Genomic DNA, 23769 nt, shown 5'->3' on the forward strand with positions numbered 1-23769 from the left:
CAAAATTGCACTTTTATTTGTTGCTGCGCTTTCATTATAAGATTAGTATGGAAGATAGTGAATAAATCAAATTGCTAGATACATGCACAAAATTGCTATTGGAGTGAGTAGCGTGATTAATATATCTGGCAATGCGCTGGACGACTGGTTTGAACAAGGGCTTGAGAGAAGAGACTGTCATCTGGCTGTCAATTGTTGCGGATATCAGAAGCTGATGACCATTGACTTGACTCGGAAGCGGGACCAAGGCAGGGAAGACTATCAGTTGATCTATCTTGTGGGCGGTCAAGGGACGTTTCTCCTAGATAACAAGACAACCTTGGTGCATGAAGGACAGATCGTGTTGTATTCGCCAAATGAGCCTCAGAATTACACGTATTATGCCAAGGACGGTACGGAAGCGTACTGGATTCATTTTACGGGGCATGGGGCCAATGATTATTTGCAGCAATGCGGGCTTCTGGGCGCATCGATCCATTCCGTAGGCATGGTAGATGAGGTATGCACGTTGTTCAAAAAAATCATCCATGAGCTGAATATGAATCAGCCTTTGAGTGACCATTTGACATCAGCCTATCTGCTCAATCTGCTCGCTTTACTAGGCCGAAGGCTGCAAACAACGGGCAATCACCGCAAAGATGACAACCATGCCGACATTAATAAAATCATAGAAATCATGCATGCAAGCTACAGTCAGAATCTGGTTGTTTCGGACCTTGCCAAAACGTGCAACTTGAGTCTATTTCGATTTATTCATAAGTTCAAAGCGGTAACAGGTACGACCCCAGGCAAATATGTAACGAATATTAGAGTAAATGAAGCGAAAAAAATGCTTTCCGAAACTTCTTTGAATGTCAAAGAAGTTGCCTCCATTGTTGGCTATGAGAATCCCTTATACTTCAGCAGAGTGTTCTGCCAAGCAGTAGGAATTCCGCCGAGTCGATATAAAGAGCAATTTATCGAGAATTAGCTCGCATCAAGAGCCTGAAATAGAGGAATTTCAGGCTAGTTATCGAATTGACAATAAGATATTGTCGAATTTTGGCGAACTGGTTATTTGAGATAGAAGGGGATATAGAATGGCGAAGATATTAATAGTCGAGGATGAAGATGTGTTGCGGATGCTTATTCACGATACGTTGGAAGATGACGGACATGACATAGATGAGGCTTCCGATGGAGAAGAGGCGCTCGAACTCATTCGAAGCCATACCTATGATTTGATTATTTTAGATTATATGATGCCGCGCATGACAGGGCTTGAGGTCGCTTCTCAGGTTAGAATGCTTGCGGGTAAAGAGAACACATTGATTTTGGTCTTATCCGCCAAAAGTCAACATGCAGATCAGGAGCTCATTTTGGAGGCAGGCGCTAATTATTTTATGTCAAAACCTTTTAGCCCAATGCAATTAGCCTCTCGTGTAAAGGAGATCTGCTATGCCTAATCTTGTGAAAACGAGCCTTTCTCGCCGGTTTGTTCGGATGATTTTGTTTTTCGCCTTACTCGTCATGGTAGGGGCTACGGCCGTTGCATTTATCGGTCATAATGTCCAGCAGGACTATCAAGAGCGCATCACGCTGTTAAAAGAGAAAGAAAAGGCGACTGCCGCGATTTATATTCATTACAATCAAATTTTTTTACATGCTAGAGCCTTCTACGCTTTCCGTCAAGAGTTCGAATACGAAGCCGTTATGAAGGAAAAGCCAGAGCTGGAGCAAGGGTTAGAGGTATTTATGCAGCTTCCATTAACGGGGCAGGAGCAAGAACTGCTTACAACGTTAAAGTCATTTGAGAAGAACTATTTTGAAAATGTATTTCCGAAATACGTTAAGCTCGCGCATAACGAGGATCCTATGGCTTTAGTGAAAGCTGGAGCGACGACACCAACTGGCAGTGTAGGGACAAGCATCTATGATTTGTTAGGCAAAATAAATGACATTTCCCTGCTTACCTCGGCCCAATCGGAAACGGAAGCCCGGAATTTGTTTAAGACCTTATCCAATCTCAATTATTTATTCTTTGCGTATGTGTTTGGAATCTTGGTTTTCATTACGTTCATGACTTCACTCACAGCCAAGAACATTGGCAGGCCGCTGCGCAAGCTGGCAGATAATGCAGAAAAAGTGTCATTAGGGCAGTCGGTTGAGCTGGAGATGTTCAAGCGGAATGATGAAATTGGTCTTCTCAATCGATCCTTTCATACCATGCTCCAGAAGATACAATCGAAGGAAGAAGAACTCCTATCACAGAATGAAGAGTTGCTTGCACAGCAAGAAGAGCTTCAGATGCAGCAGGAAGAGCTTCAGGAAATGCTGCGTAGGATGGAAGAAAACGAAGAGCTGCTGATGAGTGAGAGGGCTCTGACCAGAGAGATCATGGATACGATCCAAGAAGGCGTTCAGTTTGTCAATGTTGAGGGTGTCATCGTGAAGGCAAACTCTACGATGCATGAATTATTTGGTATTCCTGAGCAGCAGCCCATGTCAGATATCCAGTTAGCCCAGTTTATCGCTTCCACATCGCATGCTATTGAGGATAGTACAGACTTAAAGTCATTTATGATCAAACAGGTGAGCGAAGAAGCGGTGGAACAAAAGTCTTACATGTATGAGATTACCTCTCCGACACGGCGGGTTATTCAGGCCTACGCGGAGCCATTGTTTAGGGAAACGGGTAGAATTGGCACTGTTTTTGTTCACCGAGATATTACCAAACAGGCCGAAGTGGATCAAATGAAGTCTGAATTCGTAAGCACCGTTAGTCATGAACTGCGTACACCGCTTTCCAGTGTGCTTGGTTTTGCTGAGCGGCTTCTAACCAAAGAGACGAGTCCAGAGAAGCAGCAGAAGTATTTGAAAACCATTCATCAAGAGACGGTTCGGCTGACGGCTTTGATTAATGACTTTCTGGATGTACAAAGGATGGAATCAGGCAAATCGACGCATCAGAAAAATCCCGTTGACCTTTTCGAGGTGCTGAGAGACGTATTCAGATTGCAACAGGGAAGCTCGACCAAGCATTTCTTCGGTGTCCAAAAGCCAAATGAACCGTATATCATCTCCGGTGATAGAGACAACCTAACCCAGCTGTTTATGAACCTCGTCAGCAATGCAGTGAAATATTCGCCAGATGGCGGACGCATCACGGCGAAGCTGTACCACATTGGTTCGCAAGCGGTTGTTGATATTACGGATGACGGTTTAGGCATTCCAGAAGAAGCGATACCGAAGCTGTTTACGAAGTTTTATCGCATTGATAATTCGGATCGGAGAACCATCGGCGGAACGGGGTTGGGCCTTGCCATTGTAAAGGGAATTGTCGAAGCACATGGCGGCGAAATTTCCGTTACCTCTAAGCTTGGCGAAGGAAGCACGTTCCGCGTATGCTTCCCGCTGGTCGCGAGGCCTGACATTATGATCGAAGCCGAGCAGCTATCAGCCGCCGCAGATGAATTCACTGGCAAAACTGTCGTGCTCATCGAAGATGATATCAGCTTGACGGAGCTGCTAACCGAAGAGCTTACGGAGAAAGGCTTTCGCGTCATCAATTACACGACAGGTGAACAAGCGCTAAGTGATATGTCATACAAGAAACCCGATGCGGTTATCGTCGACATCATGCTGAACAACAGTATTGATGGCTGGGAAATCATCAATCAAATCAAACTAGATCCGAACTTACATGATTTGCCTATCTTCATTTCTTCCGCGCTGGATGAAATTGAGAAGGGGAAAGAAATCGGGGCTAACATGTATTTTGTAAAGCCCTATCCTCCCAGTCAATTATCGGGTATATTGCTCGAGATTCTCGGTTTGAAGCGGGCATAAGCGAATAACTATATAGGAGAACAAAATATTCCTATTCGTAGAAAGAAGTGATCTGCGGGATGACTCGATATGGCAGTGTTATTCAATTGAAAGAGGAGAAGCTTGAGGAGTATAAGCGGCTGCACAAGGACGTGTGGCCAAATGTCCTCCATATGCTGAAGGAATGCGGTATTCGGAATTATTCGATTTTTTATAAAGACGGGTTTTTATTCAGTTACTTGGAGTACGTTGGTACGAATTATGAAGAAGATATGGCAAAGATAGCAGCTGATCCTATCACCCAACAATGGTGGGAGCTGTGTATGCCTTGTCAGCAACCGCTGGAAACACGGAAGCCAGGCGAATGGTGGGCGGAGATGGAAGAGTTTTTCCATATGGACTAACAGGATAAAGTGGTCAGGACGCTTCGTCCGGACGCACAGATTAACAGAGCGAGCGTTTCCCTCAGCGGGGAGATGCTCGTTTTCTATTTTTGTGAGATTTTTGTGAGTATGAAATGATAGAATCATAGGTATCTGACAATAAACCGTTATTGCGTATCTCAGAATGAAAGCAGGCAAAGATGATGGATTATGAATTTCTAATCGCTTTTACACCCAAAATTATCGATGTCGTGGAGCGGGATCAGGCTTTCTGGGAAACGTTCCGTTATGTGCTGCAGCGTGACCGTACACTTTTGCATGTCATGGCGTATGTTTCCTCCGGGCAGGGGATCCTGGAGGTTGGCGGGAAGCGGACACCGCTGGCTCCTGGCTGTACGTTTCAGATTCCGCCAGGTCAATCGATGCGGATCACGACAACGCCTGAACACACGTTGAGTTTTTATTCAATTCATTTCCGTTATGGGATGGCCCAATGGGAAGGAATGGATCTGCGAGTGGCACCTAGCGAAGGTTATTTGCCCTTACCAGAGACTCAATTTTGGCCTGAAAGTAATGAGCTAGCGGATAAATTCCAGCAGGCTTTCATGCTATGGCAAACCAAAAATAGCGGGTATGAGTGGCAGGTTAGACACCTGCTAATTGACCTGCTGCAAAGCTTTCTGCATGGGAACACCGCCTCAGGAGAGACAAGTTCTGCAGGAGCCGTACAAGTGGCGATAGATTTCATGAAAGCTTCTTATAAGGAGGAGTTGACGCGTGAACGAATGGCTGAGCGTTTATCGCTGTCACCCGGCTACTTTTCCATCCTCTTCAAAAAGCATACAGGCTTAAGCCCCATTCACTATTTAAATAAAATTCGGATGGATCATGCCAAGCACCTATTGAAAAATACGAAGTATCCCATCAAGCATGTCGCGGAGGAAGTCGGATTTCAAGATTCTTTTTACTTCTCCAGAATGTTTGTGAAAGAAACAGGAATGGCGCCAAGCGATTATCGCAAATCCTAATTTCAAAAGATATAACAATAATCCAGATTTTTGATAAAATTTCTTCATGTACGGGAAATTGGAAACGTTTTATAGTTAGAGCTATAAAACTAAAGTTCCCCACATGGAGGCGAAAAGGATGAGCAATGCCCCACGAATTATTGATACGGATGTTCATAATGCAGTAGCTAACAACAGGGATTTACTTCCTTATCTTGCAAGAGGTTGGCACGAACAACTGCTGTCGGCTGGGCCAGGCGCGCCTGGTGTTTATTGGTCTCCGCTTGGCGTAATGCGTAAAGATGCTACACCTGACAATGGTGGGATTCCTGGCAGTGACCCGCATTTTTTGAAAAAGCACCACTTAGATAAATATGGCATTGACTATGCCATTCTGACAGGTTCGGGTATCTTGGGAGTATCTTTAAATCCAGATCCTGATTACGGGAATGCGGTTTGCAGTGCTTATAATGATTGGTTAGTGGAAACTTGGTTGAAAGTAAGCCCGCAGTATAAAGGCTCCATTTTGATCAATCATTCGGATCCGCAAGCTGCGGCCAAAGAAATTGACCGAATGGGGGGGCACCCCGATATGGTCCAAGTCATCATGGCTTCAGGTTCACCGATGCTATTCGGACAACGCTTTTACCATCCGATATATGAAGCAGCAGAACGTAACGGCCTGCCCGTTGCGATCCATCCGGGAACAGAAGGTCGGGGCATCGCAGGAGCGCCTACACCGTCCGGCTACCCGACGAAATATTTCGAATGGCATAATATTTTGCCTACGAATTACATGGCCCACATCAACAGCTTAGTCTGTGAAGGGGTGTTCGTTAAATTTCCTAAGCTCAAATTTGTAGCTATCGAAGGCGGGCTCGCATGGTTGCCGCATCTCATGTGGCGTATGGACAAAAACTATAAAGGGCTTCGCGATCAGGTACCATGGCTGACCCGACTTCCTTCTGAATACATTCGGGAGCATATCCGCTTAACGACACAGCCGATTGAAGAGCCTAGTCATCCCGATCATATCAATCAAATTTTGGATATGCTCGGCGGAGATCATATGGTGATGTTTTCCTCCGATTATCCGCATTGGGATTTTGACAATCCGAAAATGGCGCTGCAGCCAATAAGAAAAGAATTAAGACAAAAAATTTTAGTAGATAACGCCATGGCACTTTACAATCTCACAACGGCCCCGATTACAGCAGCGGAGGTGTAGTCATGACGATAACATCTAAATCGAGGCATGTCGTTGCAACTGTTGCTGAAATTGTACAGCTAGGCCGCAAGATTGTGGAAGTGAAGGGGATGGAGATAGGGGTTTTCAACGTTGATGGACACTTCTATGCTTGGCGGAATGTTTGCCCGCATGCGGCTGCGCCCGTTTGTGAAGGAACGGTTTGTGGCACACGGCTTCCCTCCATGGTTTACGAATATAAATATGGCAGGGACCAGGAGATTTTACGTTGTCCATGGCATGGGTGGGAATTTGATTTAAGGACGGGCATCCATCTGGCTGATGCGAATGTCAAGCTGCGGGGCTATGAATTAGAAGTGGATGGCGAACAGATTTATCTGCTTTTATAACGGGAGGTTAAGAGGATGTTGGACATGTACGAAGATAACGTAAGGCTGAAGAAAACAGCAACGTTACCTGAATTTAAGAGTGCCTATCAGGACTTTCGGTATCATACTTCCTCTGTCACGCCTGACATCAAGCTTGCCATTAACGTGATTAAACCAGTCAAGCCATCTCCAATGCTGGTCAAACTTCATGGTTGGCATATGAGCATGCCTGAGCCTCAAATGCAGGATATTCCACCCGAGAATAGGGGGGATTATTTGCTAGTACAGGTTGATATGCGAGGAAGAGCTTTCTCGGAAGGGGAGGCTGATTGCAATGGCTACGAGCTCATGGACATCTATGATGCTGTACAGTTCGTGCGAAGCGAATATGCTCCTTATCTGTCTGATCCAGAGCTCATCTATCTAGAAGGAGGAAGCGGCGGAGGCGGCAATGTGCTGGCGATGTTAGGCAAGTTCCCGGATACGTTTGCTGCTGCTTCCTCCTTTTACCCAATGTCTGATTATGCGAAGTGGTATGTTCAGGATGAAGTTGGAGAGTTTCGAGACGAAATGGATGTTTGGATCGGCTGTCCACCAAAGGTGGACACGGAGAGATATGAGGCTAGAAGCGGGATTCACCTCCTATCTAACTTGCATACCCCGCTTTATATGGCACATGGTGATGGGGATATTCGCGTCCCAGTGGACCATGCAAGAGCCTATGTAAAACAAGCGCAAGCACTTGGGAAATCACAGCTCATTCAATATGAGGAGCTGCAAGGCGTGGGCGGTAGAGGCCACCAAGATGGGATTACTGCTGAACAGTTGGCTAGCATGCAGGAAACATCCGATGCGAATCGCAGGGATCATGTATCGCCAGTGACCATTCCCCAGCAAGGTACGCTGCGCATTGGCGGTTATCTGTATACGAAGCCATTTCAAATTGAGCTGGATTCCATTGACCATGTCGCGCAAGTTGAATACTCACTAGATGAGGGTACATATCAGTTAAGCGCGAAGCATCCTTACTCCTATACACTGAGAATCAATGATGGAAGTATCATCAATGGTAAATGTAATGTTAGATCAGAAAGTCAGTAGATGCTACTGGCTTTTTTCTTTTTGAGGTGACCCGAAACGTCAGGTTCAGCGGGTATTGCAGCTGCTGTAGTTATCGGAGCTAAGTAAACCATATCTGACACAGGATGGTATTCTTTGCGGTGCTTCTCAAGGCAATAAGGGAGGCGAAAGCTTGCAAAGTGGAGGGTATCGCGTTCTTTCCCAAATGGGAATAGGCTTGGAGGCACAGATCTGGACAGCGATCGAAAAATCGACTAACTCGTGAGAATCGATACTTGTTAACGAATAGAAAAGAAAACTACAGATTTCTCCAATTTTATACCATTCAATTCCCCTAGTAAGGTTGGTAGGATTGATTTAAACCACTTGCTAGATTGGACTTGAAAGGGTAGGGATATGTAATGTCGATAACGACCGATCGATGGATTGAAGTAGATTTAAGTTGGTTTAATCCTAGTTCAATAGAGGATCAAGCTGCTGCATTTATGGATCGAGTAAATCCACTGTATCACGGCATCAGCGGTGAAAAAGGGGTTATTTTGAATTGCGGCTGGGTGATCGATCTGGTTACGGAGTGGACGGGTCATCCGGATCAGCCGCTTCCTTTCCGCAGCCAATTGATGAAGGCGTGGTCAGGCAGAAGCTACCTGAACTTGCAAACGTTGATTGCAGCCCTTCGCCAATCTGCAGAAGATCGAGGACTAGAGGATTTTCATATCGGGGTCCTTTTCGTTGCATGGGGACAGTTCGTTATTCATGGGGATCTGTACGATATTGAAAGCAGCTGGTTTGAACGACATGGTGAAATATATGCCGATCATGGATCACCGCAGCCCAATCTCTTGCCAGGAATCCCGCTAAGAGGAGATAGTTATCCTTATGCAACGCGCCAAGACGGCTTGGTCGAAGGGGAGTCATTTGCCTCATTTTTCGGCGATCAGTGGGGGAGCTTATCCCAGTATCTCGGACTTACGGCGATTCACCTGCGCGATCAATTTCTGGGGGCTATGGTTTATAACCGTAAAGGACCATATGGGGTAACGGGGCCAAGTGATCCGCAAAAGGTGCTGCAATATTCGCAGGACTTCATTCAGATTTTCAGGGAAGTGAAGCGTGGGAATCCGAAAGCAATTCTGATGGGATATTCATCCGCGATCAGCGCAATAGCTGAGTGGCGAGTTGGGTGCGTGGATTTGGAATCGTTAGTGGCGGATGGCGCGATCGATATCTGGATTGATCAAACCTGGGGCGGTGCCTGGCAGGACTGGTGGGGGCTTGAATGGCTAGGCTGGACGTTCCAGCTTGCTAACTTACTCACACATCGCGCGGTGATCGAAGGCGGGAATCAACATCGGGCAACACCATGCAAGCACTATCATTTGATTGAAACGTGGGATGCTTGGGAACCATGGGATACGCTGCACCAAGTGCCAGAGAAGCTGCGCTGGGCGATTTGGGCATTTTCACATGCGGCTATCCAAACGCCTGAGGGCATTCGGGTACCTGATGGCTCCTATATCTCATGGGCTAATAATCGGGAAGCGGAGCTTTTGAGTGAGCGGGACATCGCATTTTTGGTTACACAGTTGAATGCTGCGCAGCGAAGTGCTTCACATTTAGAGCATGTGTATGGTCCGACCCTCCTCTATAATCGGAACATGATGACTTGGCTGTCTGTTACTCAACCGGATAGTAATTGCAGTGAGTGGATTGATGATCAGACAGCCATGTTGATGAAATGGGGAGTACCCTGCCTCAGCGCTTCACGAATGGAATGGTTGGGGAAAATCACGGAACCAGAAGCGTGCTTGCTGCAGGTACCAGGGCAATTGTCGCGAGAGGAGAAGGAGCTCCTGTGCCAAATGAAAGATGAAGGTATTCCCCTTCTTATGATTGGCAGAGCGGATCAGATCGATCAGACTATCCTTGATTTGGCTGGTGTGGCATTGAAGGATAACCTAGTGAAACAGGGCTTTTTCAGGGGTTACAATCGCCAGGGACATGAGGATTTGGCTCCAGTCGCCACTATCCATCTGCCAGTAGCACAGCCGGTCCAAGTGACAGATGGTGTAGTCATATATGAGACAGATCGCACGCCAATTGTGGTGAAAAGTAAAGAAAATCATGCTATTTATTGGCAACCGCAAGATTTGCGAGAGCCGGATCGCACGCATTTATCGCAGCATCAGCTGGGAGATCTCTCTCCTTATGCCGTAGTTAGCCGACTTCTGATCGAAGCGTCAGCTGAACAGCAATTATCGCATGTCGGGCCACCGCCATTTACACAGCCGTGCACCGTTCATTTTTGGAAAAGTGATGGCGTCGTCCATATCCTGCTTGGGAACTTGGAAACGGGAATTATCGGGGATTCCCGAACGTCAAGAACCGCCGATCTGCGTGTGAATAGAGCACATTTTGGATTACTGGATGGCCAGTATTATTTAATGAATATAGATGATAGTGGCATCGTATGGCCCTATGCTGAGGTCGCAGGAAACCTGCATTTTACAGTGGACATTGGAGTCGAAGCATCGATGGTTCTCATCCTAGCCCAAACTGCGAATTAATTGAAAATGAAGCCTTAAATCACTGTGATTAAGTGGTTTAAGGCTTCATTTTTTTACAATAAGATTTCTAGAGAAATATTAGCAATGTATTAAGGCTATGTGCAGTAAAACTCATATGCTTTGAAGAAAAAATCTAACAATTACATAATAAAATGAAATTAATTTCATAGATTATCAAGCAGAAGAAAGCAGTGTGATTATTGATGAGGATCATACATATTAACGAATATGACGAACAGAAAATGACTCTCGCAGAGCCTGTTTACGATAACTTTGGCAGGGTATTGCTGGCAGAGGGAAGGACTATTCATCCGACGATTATCAAAAGACTTAAGTCAATGGGGATTCGCATTCTAGTTATTGAGGATGAATTATCGGCTGGCATTTCGCTTGAAGATTTAATGGACATGCCTACCTGGATGGATTTGGTGCAGGGTGTGCAGAACTGTTTCAAGCATGCTCAACTGAAGAAAGAAATAGAGCCTAGGCAATTATTTTCCATGGCTGGAAAGCTGTTGGACGAGCTAATGAAAAGCCCAATTATACTTCCTATCCCTGCGGCAACTGTGGCAGAGGAGCTTTTACCTTTTGCCCATGCAGTCAATGTTACGATTTGGTCGCTTCTGATCGGCCGTGTGATGGGATATACCGCATTGCAGCTTCGGGATCTAGCGGTAGGGTGCCTGCTTCATGATTTTGGGAAAGCCGTTCAAGCTAATTATACCCAGCATCCAGAAGCTGGCTTTCAATTAATTAAGAAACATCGTGAGATCAACCTGATGTCGGCACATATCGCCTTCCAGCATCATGAGTTACGCGATGGATCTGGCTTTCCTAGAGGCATTCAAGGCGAAGCATTTCTGGAGATGGCACAAATCTGCGGCATTGCTAATCAGTACGAGAATAAGCTGAATGAAATGACCATGGCACCTCACGAATTAATGGAAATGTTCATGTCGCTATCGGATAAATCCTATTCACATAGTGTTATTCAAGCCTTTGTTCTCTCAGTACCCGCGTATATGCCAGGTGTCCGTGTCAGGATGAAGGACGGCCAATCAGCCATCGTCATGGCGATTACCACACATATGCAGCGGCCAATCATTCGATATGAAGCTACGCAAGTGTTGCTTAATTTAGCTGAACACCACTCGGTATTAATTGAAAGCGTTATAGAAACCACCAATCAAATCTAACAATAGGAGGTAATTATGAAAGTTTCAACCTTGATTAGAGCGGTTGCAACGATACAGAGCATGGCAGCAATTACGGAGCAAACTTCAGCAGGCGCTGAGGAAAATGCTTCAACAGCCGAGAATTTGGCATTAATAAGGATACCCTATACAGCTTAGTTAGAGGCTTTAAAGTATCATAGAAAGAAGCATGCTGCATCAATGAACGTAGCATTGATGCAGCATGCTTTTTTTTGAATTTTTAAAATGGAAAAATGCGAGGCTCCTTTTGCACGGAAATCCACTTACTAGTAGTAAATTCTTCGAAACCAAGCTCACCGCCGTAATGCCCAATGCCTGAGGATTTTTCTCCGCCGAATGGTGCGTTCATGTCCATATTGATGGTGGTATCATTCACGTGCGTCATGCCGCTTTCGATTGCGCGAGCAAAGGACATGCCTTTGTCCAGGTTAGTCGTGAACACCGCGCTAGATAAACCGTATTCGGTATCGTTTGCCCAGGTGAGTGCCTCTTCCTCCGAGTCGAACGGAATAATCGAAGCGATTGGGCCGAAAATCTCGGTTTGCGCTAGCTTAGAATCCGGCTTAACGTCGGCGAATACGAATGGCGTTACAATGTTGCCGATACGCTGTCCTTCCAAAACGAGACGAGCGCCTTCTTGTTTGGCGAGTTCCACTAGTCCAAGTACTTTCTCGATTTGTCTCTCGTTAATTAGCGGTCCTACGATGACCTTGGGATCGGTCGGATCACCATAAGGCACTTGTTGCAATCTCTCTGCCAAACGAGTGACAAACCCATCGTAATGCTTGCGATGTACAAGGAAACGATTCGTACATACGCATACTTGTCCGGAGTTCAACAGTTTGCTGAATACGGCAGCGTTAACGGCTTGATCCAAATCAGCATCCTCAAGCACAACGAACGGATTATTGCCGCCGAGCTCAAGAGAGGCTCGCTTCAGATGTTTCCCGCAAAGCTCGCCGATATGGCGACCGACGCCAGTGGAGCCTGTAAACGAGATGATGCGCGGCACAGGGTGTTCGATCATGTAATCGCCAACTTCTGCGATATCGTAGCTGACAATATTGAGAACACCTTTCGGAAGTCCCGCTTGCTCGAAAATATCGGCCACAATAGGACCACCTGTGATATAAGTTTGTGAGTCCGGTTTCAAGACGACAGCATCACCTGCGGCAATGGCAGGTGCGACAACTCGCATGGCCATATACAAAGGAAAGTTAAATGCATTGATGGTTCCGATGACACCAACTGGGAAACGATAAACATGATTTTCCTTCCCAGGCAGGGGGGATGGAAACACATGAGGGACATACATCGCGTCCACGTAGTTGATGGCAGCCATTACTGAGCCGACAGAAGCCATGAATTCGGCTACTGATTTGGTAACGGAGCTTCCTGATTCCTTCACCATCAAGCTGACAATCTCATCTTTTCTTTCTTGCAGCAGTTGCGCGGCGCGTCTAAGTACATTCTTACGTTCTTCTGCAGTGGATTTCGCCCACAATTTCTGTGCTTGCTTGGCAGCCGAGTAGGCTTCATCGATGTCGTCACGATTGGCAAGTTTGATGCGTGCAATGACTTCGTTATTATATGGATTCACGCTGTCATAGATGAATTCGCTGGATCCGTCGCGCCAAACGCCATTGATATATTGCTTGTTATAATTGTCAGACATAATCACGGGAGAACCCCCTTGTTAGTATTTGGTGATAACCGTTACGCCAACACCCGCATAGTTGTTCATTTCCTGGAACGCTGCGTTAATATCGTCCAACGCGATTTGCTTCGTGACCAGTTTCCCTGGTGCCAATTTGCCGCTCTCCACCATTTGGAGCATTTCACGGTATTCAGGAACCGGCATGCCTGCTGAACCGATTAGTGTGAGCTCTTTTAGTAGCATTAAATTTACGGGAACAGGTGTCATTCCGCCTTGCGGGTTGTTGCTTACGCCAAGCTGAAGGTGACGGCCGCGTTTACCTAAGCTCATGATCGAGTTAACGAACGTGTCTTGAATGCCAAGGGCTTCGATCGATAGGTTGGCTCCGCCTTTGGTGATTTCCATGATCGCTTGCGGTGCGTTCACTTCTTTGCTGTTCACCGTCGCGACGGCTCCCATTTGTTTGGCGAAGTCGAGTTTGTCATCGGCGATATCTACGGCAATAACGTTAGCGCCTGCCGCGGTAGCAATCTGGATGGCGGACAAGCCGACACCGCCGGAGCCAAAGACGGCCACCCATTCGCCTGGACGGACCTTGCCTCGCGCAACAACGCCGTGGAAAGCGGTCATGAACCGGCAGCCCATTGCGCTTGCGGTAAGGAAATCGACGCCCTCTGGCAGGTGAAGCAAGTTCAAATCCGCATTCGGAATGTGGATGTATTCGGCGAATCCGCCGTCAAAATGAAAGCCGACCATTTTCAAATTGTCACACAGGTTGTGGTGCCCCGACTGGCAATGCGGGCATACGCCATCGCCTTGATTGAAAGGCACGATGACGCGGTCGCCTTTTTTGAAATTGCGAATATGTTTACCTACTTCTTGCACAATGCCGCTCATTTCGTGACCAAGTATATGTGGGAATGATTTAATAGCGCCAAGTCCTCCGTGCCATCCGTGTAGATCGCTGCGACAAATGCCCGTCGCCTCCAATTTCAGTATGACGCCGTCAGGTGCAAGCGTGGGATCTGCAACTTGTTTGACAATCAAAGGTTCATTAAATGCTTCAAGTACTGCTGCTTTCATAAGGATCATCTCCCAGTAGGTGTTGTTTGGACTTCGTCCTCATTATAGAAATACAAATTGATAATGTATAATACATAATAAACTATGTGTTCATAGCTTTTAGTATATGAATAAGGGGGGAATGACATGGAGCTGCTTCAACTGCGATATTTTCAGACGGTTGCAAGATTAGAACATATGACCAAGGCTTCCGAGGAGCTCAAAATCGCACAGCCCTCGCTCAGTAAGACGATTTCCAGATTGGAAGAGGATCTCGGCGCGCCGCTGTTTAATCGGCAAGGACGTAATATCCGGTTAAATCAATTTGGCAAAGTGTTTCTTACTCGGGTGGAAAGAATTTTCCGAGAATTAGAAGAAGGGAAGAGAGAAATTCGAGATATGGCAGGCTTGGAGCGAGGGAGCATCACGCTGGCTGCTTCGCTGACGAGCATCCTGCCCGAAATGATCGGGGACTTTCTGCAGCTGCATCCGAATGTGCATATCCGTCAATTGCTGGAACCAACCGCAGTCATCAAGCGCATGTTAGAAGACGGGGAGATCGATCTATGCATCACAACCACACCGGTTGAGGGAGTAGATATGGCGTGGACTCCCCTTCGCACCGAAGCGTTCTATGTTGTTGTACCTGAGAACCATCCGCTGGCAAACAGAGAAAGTGTATCACTTATCGAGCTGAAGGACGAAACGTTCATCGGATTGCGTACGGGATATTGGTTTCGCAGCTTGACGGACAACTTGTGTAAGCAAGCTGGATTTACACCGAATACGATGCTTGAGGTGGATGAGTCGGACGCATCCGTTTTGTTATTGAGAAAAGGACTTGGCATTATGTTCGCACCTGAGCTGGCATGGCAAAAGAGGGCACATATATTGCCCCATCGATTGCGGATTGCCGACCCGGGATGTACAGTAACGACCGGAATTGCGTGGTCTAAAAAGCATTATTTATCCCTCGCGGCAGAGAGGTTCCGTCAATTCGTTATCGCGTATTTCAGGAATATGGAGACCCAATAGGCATAGAAACCGAGCAGCTGCGCATAATAAGTCTGGAAAATATGGACATGCGCGGTCGGTTAAAAGTTAACGTTGACGTTAACGTTTATTCGGATTATGATAATCACATCGAGAAGAAAACTATTTGGAAGGGAGAGTCTAGATGGATAAATTCAAAATAGATGACGTGGCCAAAGAGAGTGGATTGACCAAGCGAACGATTCGTTACTACGAGGAAATCGGGGTATTGTTTCCTCCAGAGCGTAGTGAAGGTGGCATGCGCATATACACCCGCAAACATATCGAAAGATTAAGTCAAATCGTAAATGCCCGTGATGTTCTAGGCTTTTCACTTATGGAAATCCAAGATTTCGTGGCCATTCGCGAAAAGATGGACGAACAAAAGCAAGTCTATTGGAAAACAGAGTCAACAGAAGAGAAGCTTTCGCAGCTGCGAGAAATGAAGGTTATGGTCGACCAACAGATGGCGATGGTCGATCAAAAACTTAGCAAAATGGCGGAATTCCGCAAGGAAATCGAATATATGCAGAAACGCATCAATGATGGTATTACCAAAATGTCAACATAAAAGGAGTCATTTTAGAAATGCAACCAACAGCTACGAGTAAGGCCAATACGGCCGCACAGCATCAGAATGCACAGAAAGTTAGTATGTTTAGTCAACCGAAAGCGGTATGGGCCGTCGTCTTCGCCAGCATTATTGCTTTCATGGGTCTCGGTCTCGTCGATCCGATCTTGCCCGCTATTGCTAAGAAGCTTCATGCTTCTCATAGTGATGTCACCTTGCTATTCACCAGTTATAATGCCGTCATGGCTGTAGCGATGCTGATCACTGGCGTCGTCTCGTCCCGTCTGGGCATCAAAAAAACACTGCTCGCAGGTATCATCATCATTGCCCTCTTCTCCGCATTAGGTGGTATGTCCAATAGTATTTGGAGTCTTGTTTGGCTGCGTGGGGGCTGGGGACTTGGAAACGCGCTATTCGTCGCTACAGCCTTGTCAGCAATCGTATCTTTGTCCAAAACAGGCGTCGCACGTTCTATTATTTTGTTCGAAGTAGCCGTTGGTCTGGGGATCTCGGTAGGCCCGCTGCTAGGGGGAGAGCTAGGTGCTGTCTCTTGGAGAGGTCCATTTTTCGGCGTAGCCGGTCTCATGGTGATTGCCTTCTTTATGATTCTATTTATTATGCCTAAACAACAAACCGTCATTCGCAAAAAGAAGGCATCGCTCGCGGATCCGTTCCGCGCTTTGAAATTCAAAGCACTACGTACATTCGGAATCGCAGCTTTCCTTTATAACTTTGGCTTTTTCACCTTACTCGTATATGCAGCGTTAGTCCTAGGCAAGTTAGGATTGGATGAGCATCAGCTCGGCTACGTATTCTTGGGCTGGGGACTTATGCTTGCCTTTACATCTGTCTTCACGGCACCGAAGCTGCAGAAACGCTTTGGAACAGTGCCTTCCATGTGTGTTCAATTGCTTTTGTTTGCTGCTACTTTGTTTGTCATGTCCATTTGGACAACAGATAAAACCGTTATTATCACTGCCGTCATCATTGCAGGTGCTTTTCTTGGCAATAACAATACCTTGATCACAACGGCCGTCATGAACGCGGCGCCTGTTGAAAGACCAACTGCTTCGGCGGCTTACAGCTTCTTGCGTTTTATCGGTGGGGCGATTGCTCCTTACCTAGCAGGAAAGTTGGCAGAGTGGTTTAATCCGCATATGCCGTTTATCGTTGGTGGTGCATGTGTCGTCGTCGCTGTCGTCTATTTGTGGATGAACCGTAACCATTTGAAGCACGTGGACGAAGTTGAAAGTGCGCATTAAAGTAATAATTCGGAGCCCGCTAACCCTAGCGTGGCTCCTTTTGTTTTGAGCTTGATACATTTTTCGAAGCGGACAAGCAAATTGTTCAGGAATGTGATAAAAGTGGGGAATCTAAAAGTCCAATTAGTTCATAGAACTTGTAATTATTCACTATGAAACAGCCCATAAACCCTATAGCATTAGTCTCAGTTAGACCAAGAGGAGGTGAACTTAAGGAAGTCATGAATCAAGTAGATGGCCACGTAAGATTGCATCACCGCTTGTCCCAGATTAGGACGAAAGGATGAGAGCCGTGTACGTACATTCAAATGAAAAATTCGCAGGGAAGTTACTGGTTATCGGATTAATAATTGCTTTATTCATGTCATTGTTTTTAACCACACAAAAGGCTGAAGCTGCAAGCGTTACCATTCCAAGTAATGGCGTTCAAATAAAGGATAGTGCAGGCAATCTTTTGCAAGCGCATGGCGGGGGGATCATTAAAGTAGGATCGTATTACTACTGGTTCGGTGAGAACAGAAGCGGTGATAACTTAGTCGCATGTTACCGCTCGACGGATCTCAAAACATGGGAATTCCGCAACAATGTACTCAAGCATTCTTCAGCTCCAGAACTCGCGACTGCGAATATTGAGCGGCCAAAAGTCATTTACAATGCCTCTACTGGGCAATTCGTCATGTGGATGCATAAAGAAAATGGCGTAGATTACAGCGAAGCAAGAGCAGCAGTTGCCTACTCCTCCACTGTTGATGGCAACTACACATGGCAGGGCAGCTTCCAACCTCAAGGTCAGTACATGTCTCGTGATGACACCTTGTTTGTGGATGACGATGGTTCCGCGTATTTCATTTCTTCAGCCAGAGAGAACTTAGATACGCATATTTACAAGCTTTCTGCCGATTATCGATCCATTGCCTCCTTAGTTCAGAAGGTTTGGGTTGGTGCTCAACGTGAAGCGGCGGCGATGTTTAAAAGGAATGGCGTCTACTTCCTCGTGACTTCCGGAGCAACCGGCTGGGCGCCGAATCAAATGAAATATGGGACAGCATCGAGCATCGCAGGTACATGGAGTGCGCTTAGTAATGTCGGAGACGGCACTTCGTTTGATTCACAGCCAGCCTATATTCTCCCTGTTCAAGGCACCTCTACAACCTCGTATCTTTATATTGGAGATAGATGGGCGGGCGCATGGGGAGGCATCGTGAATGACTCGAGATACGTTTTCCTACCGATATCGTTCCCTTCGAATACATCCATGAGTCTAACGTATTATGATAAAATAACGATCGATACAGCGACTGGCACTGTTTCTGGATCGAATTACAGTTTCAACACCACGACGAATTATAAAATTCTCAACCGAAATAGCAACAAGTCACTGGCTGTCAGTGGAACGGATAAAAATCTCAGTGCAGCGCCAATCCAGCAATTTACGGATACGACGGCGCTTTACCAAAGATGGCAACTCGTGAAGAAAGCCAACGGCTACTACAGCATCATAAACAAACAAAGCGGCAAATATATGGATATTAACGGTCAATCCACGGCAGATGGAGCCACGAACATTCAATATGCAAGTAATGGCGGTAAAAATCAAGAATGGCTGCTGGTTGATCTCGGAAATGGCTATTATGGCATTGAGAATCGCAATAGTCGTAAGTTTATGGACATCAGTGGAAGCTCTACAGCGGATGGCGGACAGAACATTCAATATACGTGGAATGGCGGCAATAATCAGCAGTGGACGATTAACTAAATCGGAACGCGCTAGTTTATATCTTGTAAGAAGTAGGAAGAAGCTGCCTTCATATGGCGGCTTCTTTTGCTTTATCCTTTACAATAGGAAAAGATTTTGTTCATTTCAAACAAAGCGGGATGGAACTGGAATGAACTGTACGGTATCTGGGAGCATGAAGAAAATAGGGAGAGGGGATCGACCAATGTCACTTAGACGGAGTGAAGTGAAACAGGCTCAGGCGCAGACAGCAGCGTTGTTCAGTCAGGTTGGCATCGTTCTGACACCAGCTGAACGGGAGGGGATCGAGATCGCTGGATTCGGCTTAGGCGACTTGGCGAACCAAGGGCTGGAGCTTATTACGTACGTGAACACGGACCGGTACTGTGCTAAGGAGCTTGTCCTATTACCAAGGCAAACCTGTCCCGAGCATGTGCATCCGCCTGTCAACGGTGATCCGGCAAAATGGAAACGTTCCGCTGCCGCTGGGGGAAAGTATTTCTCTATGTTGAAGGCGAATCCACAACAAGCATACAGGCCGTGGTGCCGGCAGGAAGTGAACGTTATTACACTGTTTTCCATGAGATCGAATTAAATCCTGGGGAGCAATACACGATTCCTCCCAGAACCAAGCATTGGTTTCAAGGCGGATTGGAAGGCGCAATCGTATCCGAGTTCTCGAGTACGAGCCGTGATGAGCATGATATTTTCACAGATCCGAACATTGTTAGAATGCCTGTCATTCTGGAGGATGAGTCATAGAGCATGCAGCTGGAGTTGATCTTGGCTTGACTGCAAGCGATAATAATAGCTAAATAAGATTAGTGTATGAAGTGGAAAATCCGGCGGGAGGCCGTTCGTTATGCAGATTGGAATGAATTATGGATTCAATGTGAGGCAACAACAAATTTTGGAGCGGATTACCCTAGAAGGGGAAATCAAAATCACCGACTTGAAAGAAGCATTTCAGGTCACGGAAATGACGATCAGACGTGATCTTGAGAAGCTGGAGGAAGCAGGTTCTATCAAGAGAACGTTTGGCGGCGCTATTTTCGTTGGGAAAGATGTTGCCCTGCAAGAACGCTCAGGCGTATTGACAGAGGAGAAGATGAGGATTGGCCGAGCAGCTGCTGCGCTGGTCCGTCCTGGGGAATCCATCTTTATCGACGGTGGTACGACGACGCTGCAGATTGCACGGTATTTGCCGTCGGGGATGAACATTACCGTCGTGACGAATGCGATGAATGTAGCAGCCGAGCTCTCGGGTAAACAGATCCCCACACTGATGACTGGCGGGATGCTGCTTGAGGCAACCTCTTCCTTAGTTGGACCTGTTGCAGTCCAAACACTGACGGGGATGGCATTCAATCGTATTTTTCTGGGTGCGACTGGCGTTAACGTTGAACACGGATTCAGCAATTCGAACATTTACGAAGCGGAAATTAAACGAATTGCCATCCGTCAGTCGGAAGAAACGAATGTCGTGCTCGATCATTCGAAATTCGGTGCGAAAGTGCTATTCTCGTTTGCACCGCTGCCTGATGTATCTCGGATTCTGACGGATCTCCTGCCCGAAGACGAATTGATTCGAGCCTGCGATGAAGCGAGTGTACAGATAGAAGTTGCGGGATAAAGATTGGCTCAAAAGCAAAACAGAAAAGAGAAGGGCTGCCTTAAAGTAGATGTTTCTACTTAAGGCAGCCCTTTTTGCGTAGCTGGAGTGATCAAGCTGCACAGAGATAAATCTAATTTGAAAATTGTGGAAACCAATGTAATTGTTTCACGTAAGAGGATAGTACATTGTTCAGCGTCATTCTATAGGAACGTGGAGTTGAACTTATTCAGAAGTTCACCGAACCTTTGTTGATCTTCGGAAGTCCAATCTTGGAGATGCTTAGCAAGATACGCCAAACGGGCTTGCTTATTCAAAGCTAATTCCGCCAATCCGGACTCTGTAATCTGAAGCGAGTAGGCGCGGCCATCTTGGGGATCGGGAATCCGGTACACGTAGCCTTTTTGTTCCAATGCGGCAGTCTGTCGGCTGATTGTTGACATATCCAGTTGGAATTCTTCAGCCAAAGCTTTCACGCCAGCGGAACCGTGAGAAGAGATTTGGTAAAGCAACAGATAAGCAGCGCGATCCAAATTGCCGACTTTCTTATTGGTGGTTGCCGCGATAAATCGGCGAATAAATATGGTTAATTCGATCTCAATGGTTTCAACAGGATTTTTTGTCATCATGTACCTCATCTATAGGCGATTTCATTTTATTCCTACGTTATCGTAACATACACAGAATGATTTGAATATCATCGAACATAGCGCAAATAACAAGAGCTTATGATTGACTTCACCTCACATAGTTGTATAATGCAAGTATATGATGTCATCATACTTCTTGTTTGAGAGAAGCGAGAGTAGACGGGAGAGAAAACATCATGAAGGCAATGGAAATTATGGTTCGTCAAGTTTATAAAGTAAAAGAAGAGGATAGTGTCCGCGCTGTCATTGAGAAGTTTATTTTGCATCGCATCAGCGGGCTTCCCGTTGTTAATGATCGCAATGAAGTCGTTGCTTACATCAGTGACGGAGATATTATGCGTTATATTGGCAAGCATGATGATCATATATTTGGTTCGTATCTCTATACGGCTGTCATTAAGGGAGATAATGAGGAGTTTCAAGATAGAGTGCGCAATTTGCTTCCTTTAAATGTAATGAAAATAGCTCAAAAGAAAGTAATTGCTGTAGACGCTGAAGAGGATATTGAGCAAATCGCGGCGATCTTGGGAAAAAAACGAATTAAAAAACTGCCAGTTCTCAAAAGAGGCGTGCTTGTCGGCATCATAAGCAGGGGCGATGTGATCCGGCATGCTTTTCAGTCTATTTTGTGAAAAATGTGCTTAACGAAAGGAGCTCTCTGTATGTTGGAACGGCTCAGACATAGATTATTTTTATTTCCATTATTTATCGTAATTAAAATTTATGTGGCATGGATGATTTTATTTGAAACAGGCCCATCCGCAAGAATACTCCTGACTGAAATCCCAGCGGTTTTGATCACTTATTGCGTCGTTGAGTATGTTGTTAAAAAGCATAAGCTCGCATGGTATCTAGCTATTGACTTGATTATTACGATTTTGTTTTTTGCACTTGTTATTTATTATAAGCATTTTGGTGTTATCGCTACGTATCATGTTTTAACGCAAGCTAAGCAGGTCGGTGCAGTCAAGAAGAGCATTTTCTCTGTGATTGAGCCTCAATATTTGCTTTTCTTCCTGGACATCGTGGTGGTGAGCTTCTTTGCGTTCTTCAAGCCGAAGTCGAGAGAATGGAAGCCGCTTAGTATGAAAATAGTTGCTAGTGTCGCATGCTTCTCCTTATTACTTTGCGCACTTAGTGTCATTCCTAATCGCAGTTCTTTTAATGAAAATGTAAAAGCAAGTAAGATGGGCATATTAAATTATGAGATGTATAACCTGCTTTCTCAAAAAAAAGAAGAGATCATCAGCTCCGATCAAATCACGCAGCCAACCATCGATGCTTTGAAGAATAAAACGGCGGTCGTAGCACCCGTTCAATTTGGGGCAGCCAAGGGTAAAAATTTGATTATTATTCAAATGGAATCCTTTCAAAATTTTCTAATCAACTTGCACATAGACGGAACTGAAGTCACGCCAAATTTGAATCAATTGGTCAAATCGAGCTATTATTTCCCGAAATTTTATCAGCAAATTGGTCAAGGGAATACGTCGGACGCTGAATTTATCGTGAATACGTCCTATTATGTACCGCCAGATGGCGCTGCTACGCAAGTCTATGGGAAGAAGGACTTACCAAGCCTTCCAAAGCTCCTTCAGAAGCAAGGATACACGACGATGAATTTCCACACGAATGAAGTTGGATTCTGGAATCGGGATGATTTATATCAGGCCATTGGTTATGATCGGTATTATGATAAACAATATTTCAAAGACGAGGATGCCTTCTTCTATGGCTCATCGGATGAAGTACTGTACAGAAAGACAGCGGAAGAATTAGCGACGTATCAGAGGCAAGGAACACCTTTTTACACGCACGTGATCTCCATGAGCTCTCATAACCCTTTTACGATTCCGGAAGAAAAATATAAGATGACCCTGCCTGAGCGGTATGAAGGTACCTTCGTAGGCGACTACATTCGCGCAGAAAACTATGCGGACTATGCACTTGGCTTATTTATCAATGATTTGAAGAGAAGGGGAATATGGGAGAATAGCGTCGTTGTTCTCTATGGAGATCACCGCGGCCTTCCCTTATTTTCACTGAAAGCTGACGACAAAGCATTAATGAACGAGATATTAGGTCATGAATACGGCGAAAAAGAACTCATTAACATTCCTCTTATTATCGCTGCCGAAGGGGTGACCACCTCTCAAGTTCAAATGCAGCTCGGCGGTCAAGTCGATATATTGCCAACGGTTGCCAACCTATTAGGTGTGCCGCTGACAGACTACATTCATTTTGGTCAAGATTTGCTTAACCAAACGTCCTACAACCTGTTGCCACAACGGTACTACTTGCCTACGGGCTCATTTGTAAATAGCGAAGAGCTCTTCATGTCTGGAAAAGGGTTTGAGGATGGCAACTATTTCACGCTTGCCGGCAATGCCAATGAACATCAATCGGCAACCGAAGATGAGTTTAATCATGCCTTGAAGCTGCTTCAGTTATCGGATAGTTATGTTTCCCAACTGCCAGATCGCGTGGAGCCCGAATAAAAGATGTGAGTAAAGTCTTGCGATCATGTCGCAAGGCTTTTTTTTCATGCTATGATA

At 45.8% G+C, this 23769-nt stretch carries 21 protein-coding genes and 1 pseudogene; 19 read left to right on the forward strand and 3 right to left on the reverse strand.

Annotated features, from left to right (window positions below):
* Positions 1–112 precede the first annotated feature (112 nt).
* The 11 genes from AC58QO_RS01845 to AC58QO_RS01895 all read left to right on the forward strand — a co-directional run bounded on the left by AC58QO_RS01845 (position 113) and on the right by AC58QO_RS01895 (position 11771).
* Positions 113–970, forward strand: a complete 858-nt coding sequence (locus tag AC58QO_RS01845) for an AraC family transcriptional regulator (protein ID WP_497263522.1) — start codon at positions 113–115, stop codon at positions 968–970.
* A 109-nt stretch (positions 971–1079) separates the two neighbouring features.
* Complete coding sequence (locus tag AC58QO_RS01850) at positions 1080–1445, forward strand: response regulator transcription factor (RefSeq protein ID WP_497263524.1); 366 nt, start codon at positions 1080–1082, stop codon at positions 1443–1445.
* Entirely contained in the window at positions 1438–3828 is a 2391-nt protein-coding gene (locus AC58QO_RS01855) for an ATP-binding protein (protein WP_497263526.1), read from the forward strand. The genes AC58QO_RS01850 and AC58QO_RS01855 overlap by 8 nt, the downstream gene beginning before the upstream one ends.
* Before the next feature lie 59 nt (positions 3829–3887).
* Complete coding sequence (locus AC58QO_RS01860) at positions 3888–4211, forward strand: L-rhamnose mutarotase (protein ID WP_497263528.1); 324 nt, start codon at positions 3888–3890, stop codon at positions 4209–4211.
* Positions 4212–4390: 179 nt separating this feature from the next.
* Positions 4391–5218 (forward strand): helix-turn-helix domain-containing protein, encoded by an 828-nt coding sequence (locus AC58QO_RS01865; RefSeq protein WP_497263530.1) that lies wholly within the window; start codon positions 4391–4393, stop codon positions 5216–5218.
* 118 nt (positions 5219–5336) lie between these two features.
* Entirely contained in the window at positions 5337–6425 is a 1089-nt protein-coding gene (locus tag AC58QO_RS01870; protein ID WP_497263532.1) for an amidohydrolase family protein, read from the forward strand.
* 2 nt (positions 6426–6427) lie between these two features.
* The gene (locus tag AC58QO_RS01875) at positions 6428–6793 is read left to right on the forward strand and encodes a Rieske (2Fe-2S) protein (RefSeq protein WP_497263534.1); all 366 of its coding nucleotides are present in this window, start codon (positions 6428–6430) and stop codon (positions 6791–6793) included.
* 15 nt (positions 6794–6808) lie between these two features.
* Positions 6809–7873 carry an alpha/beta hydrolase family protein gene (locus AC58QO_RS01880; RefSeq protein WP_497263536.1) on the forward strand — a complete coding sequence of 355 codons (1065 nt, stop codon included), beginning with the start codon at positions 6809–6811 and terminating at the stop codon, positions 7871–7873.
* A gap of 380 nt (positions 7874–8253) precedes the next feature.
* On the forward strand, positions 8254–10419 hold the full coding sequence (locus AC58QO_RS01885) for a hypothetical protein (RefSeq protein WP_497263538.1): 2166 nt from the start codon (positions 8254–8256) through the stop codon (positions 10417–10419).
* 203 nt (positions 10420–10622) lie between these two features.
* The gene (locus AC58QO_RS01890) at positions 10623–11615 is read left to right on the forward strand and encodes an HD-GYP domain-containing protein (protein WP_497263540.1); all 993 of its coding nucleotides are present in this window, start codon (positions 10623–10625) and stop codon (positions 11613–11615) included.
* Between the two features lie 15 nt (positions 11616–11630).
* Positions 11631–11771: a hypothetical protein gene (locus AC58QO_RS01895; RefSeq protein WP_497263542.1), complete on the forward strand. Its 141-nt coding sequence runs from the start codon at positions 11631–11633 to the stop codon at positions 11769–11771.
* Positions 11772–11853: 82 nt separating this feature from the next.
* Here the strand turns inward: AC58QO_RS01895 and AC58QO_RS01900 are convergent, their stop codons facing one another.
* The gene (locus AC58QO_RS01900) at positions 11854–13308 is read right to left on the reverse strand and encodes an aldehyde dehydrogenase family protein (protein WP_497264365.1); all 1455 of its coding nucleotides are present in this window, start codon (positions 13306–13308) and stop codon (positions 11854–11856) included.
* Positions 13309–13329: 21 nt separating this feature from the next.
* The gene (locus tag AC58QO_RS01905) at positions 13330–14373 is read right to left on the reverse strand and encodes a zinc-dependent alcohol dehydrogenase family protein (RefSeq protein ID WP_497263544.1); all 1044 of its coding nucleotides are present in this window, start codon (positions 14371–14373) and stop codon (positions 13330–13332) included.
* A 126-nt stretch (positions 14374–14499) separates the two neighbouring features.
* Here AC58QO_RS01905 and AC58QO_RS01910 point away from each other — a divergent pair, with 126 nt between their 5' ends.
* The 6 genes and pseudogenes from AC58QO_RS01910 (at position 14500) to AC58QO_RS01935 (ending at position 20585) form a co-directional block, all read left to right on the forward strand.
* Positions 14500–15387, forward strand: a complete 888-nt coding sequence (locus AC58QO_RS01910; protein WP_497263546.1) for a LysR family transcriptional regulator — start codon at positions 14500–14502, stop codon at positions 15385–15387.
* A gap of 142 nt (positions 15388–15529) precedes the next feature.
* Positions 15530–15955: a MerR family transcriptional regulator gene (locus AC58QO_RS01915; protein WP_497263548.1), complete on the forward strand. Its 426-nt coding sequence runs from the start codon at positions 15530–15532 to the stop codon at positions 15953–15955.
* A 17-nt stretch (positions 15956–15972) separates the two neighbouring features.
* Complete coding sequence (locus AC58QO_RS01920) at positions 15973–17217, forward strand: MFS transporter (protein WP_497263550.1); 1245 nt, start codon at positions 15973–15975, stop codon at positions 17215–17217.
* A 292-nt stretch (positions 17218–17509) separates the two neighbouring features.
* Positions 17510–18973 (forward strand): RICIN domain-containing protein, encoded by a 1464-nt coding sequence (locus AC58QO_RS01925; protein WP_497263552.1) that lies wholly within the window; start codon positions 17510–17512, stop codon positions 18971–18973.
* Between the two features lie 184 nt (positions 18974–19157).
* Positions 19158–19714 (forward strand): annotated as a pseudogene (locus AC58QO_RS01930) (D-lyxose/D-mannose family sugar isomerase).
* 100 nt (positions 19715–19814) lie between these two features.
* Positions 19815–20585 carry a DeoR/GlpR family DNA-binding transcription regulator gene (locus tag AC58QO_RS01935; RefSeq protein WP_497263554.1) on the forward strand — a complete coding sequence of 257 codons (771 nt, stop codon included), beginning with the start codon at positions 19815–19817 and terminating at the stop codon, positions 20583–20585.
* 182 nt (positions 20586–20767) lie between these two features.
* Here AC58QO_RS01935 and AC58QO_RS01940 read toward each other — a convergent pair whose 3' ends face one another.
* Positions 20768–21193, reverse strand: a complete 426-nt coding sequence (locus tag AC58QO_RS01940) for a MarR family winged helix-turn-helix transcriptional regulator (RefSeq protein ID WP_497263556.1) — start codon at positions 21191–21193, stop codon at positions 20768–20770.
* 197 nt (positions 21194–21390) lie between these two features.
* On the opposite strand from AC58QO_RS01940, the gene AC58QO_RS01945 reads away from it, so the two are divergent.
* Both AC58QO_RS01945 and AC58QO_RS01950 read left to right on the forward strand, forming a co-directional pair.
* Positions 21391–21846 carry a CBS domain-containing protein gene (locus tag AC58QO_RS01945; protein ID WP_497263558.1) on the forward strand — a complete coding sequence of 152 codons (456 nt, stop codon included), beginning with the start codon at positions 21391–21393 and terminating at the stop codon, positions 21844–21846.
* Positions 21847–21876: 30 nt separating this feature from the next.
* Positions 21877–23712: an LTA synthase family protein gene (locus tag AC58QO_RS01950; protein ID WP_497263560.1), complete on the forward strand. Its 1836-nt coding sequence runs from the start codon at positions 21877–21879 to the stop codon at positions 23710–23712.
* Positions 23713–23769: the final 57 nt, after the last annotated feature.

This window comes from Paenibacillus sp. J31R30 (assembly GCF_059692115.1).

Coding starts and splice junctions, on each gene's coding strand:
- AC58QO_RS01905 (WP_497263544.1), bottom strand. CDS start 14,373: ATGAAAGCAGCAGTACTTGAAGCATTTAATGAACCTTTGATTGTCAAA.
- AC58QO_RS01860 (WP_497263528.1), top strand. CDS start 3,888: ATGACTCGATATGGCAGTGTTATTCAATTGAAAGAGGAGAAGCTTGAG.
- AC58QO_RS01850 (WP_497263524.1), top strand. CDS start 1,080: ATGGCGAAGATATTAATAGTCGAGGATGAAGATGTGTTGCGGATGCTT.
- AC58QO_RS01885 (WP_497263538.1), top strand. CDS start 8,254: ATGTCGATAACGACCGATCGATGGATTGAAGTAGATTTAAGTTGGTTT.
- AC58QO_RS01940 (WP_497263556.1), bottom strand. CDS start 21,193: ATGATGACAAAAAATCCTGTTGAAACCATTGAGATCGAATTAACCATA.
- AC58QO_RS01900 (WP_497264365.1), bottom strand. CDS start 13,308: ATGTCTGACAATTATAACAAGCAATATATCAATGGCGTTTGGCGCGAC.
- AC58QO_RS01865 (WP_497263530.1), top strand. CDS start 4,391: ATGATGGATTATGAATTTCTAATCGCTTTTACACCCAAAATTATCGAT.
- AC58QO_RS01895 (WP_497263542.1), top strand. CDS start 11,631: ATGAAAGTTTCAACCTTGATTAGAGCGGTTGCAACGATACAGAGCATG.
- AC58QO_RS01935 (WP_497263554.1), top strand. CDS start 19,815: ATGCAGATTGGAATGAATTATGGATTCAATGTGAGGCAACAACAAATT.
- AC58QO_RS01945 (WP_497263558.1), top strand. CDS start 21,391: ATGAAGGCAATGGAAATTATGGTTCGTCAAGTTTATAAAGTAAAAGAA.
- AC58QO_RS01870 (WP_497263532.1), top strand. CDS start 5,337: ATGAGCAATGCCCCACGAATTATTGATACGGATGTTCATAATGCAGTA.
- AC58QO_RS01950 (WP_497263560.1), top strand. CDS start 21,877: ATGTTGGAACGGCTCAGACATAGATTATTTTTATTTCCATTATTTATC.
- AC58QO_RS01880 (WP_497263536.1), top strand. CDS start 6,809: ATGTTGGACATGTACGAAGATAACGTAAGGCTGAAGAAAACAGCAACG.
- AC58QO_RS01875 (WP_497263534.1), top strand. CDS start 6,428: ATGACGATAACATCTAAATCGAGGCATGTCGTTGCAACTGTTGCTGAA.
- AC58QO_RS01920 (WP_497263550.1), top strand. CDS start 15,973: ATGCAACCAACAGCTACGAGTAAGGCCAATACGGCCGCACAGCATCAG.
- AC58QO_RS01855 (WP_497263526.1), top strand. CDS start 1,438: ATGCCTAATCTTGTGAAAACGAGCCTTTCTCGCCGGTTTGTTCGGATG.
- AC58QO_RS01915 (WP_497263548.1), top strand. CDS start 15,530: ATGGATAAATTCAAAATAGATGACGTGGCCAAAGAGAGTGGATTGACC.
- AC58QO_RS01890 (WP_497263540.1), top strand. CDS start 10,623: ATGAGGATCATACATATTAACGAATATGACGAACAGAAAATGACTCTC.
- AC58QO_RS01910 (WP_497263546.1), top strand. CDS start 14,500: ATGGAGCTGCTTCAACTGCGATATTTTCAGACGGTTGCAAGATTAGAA.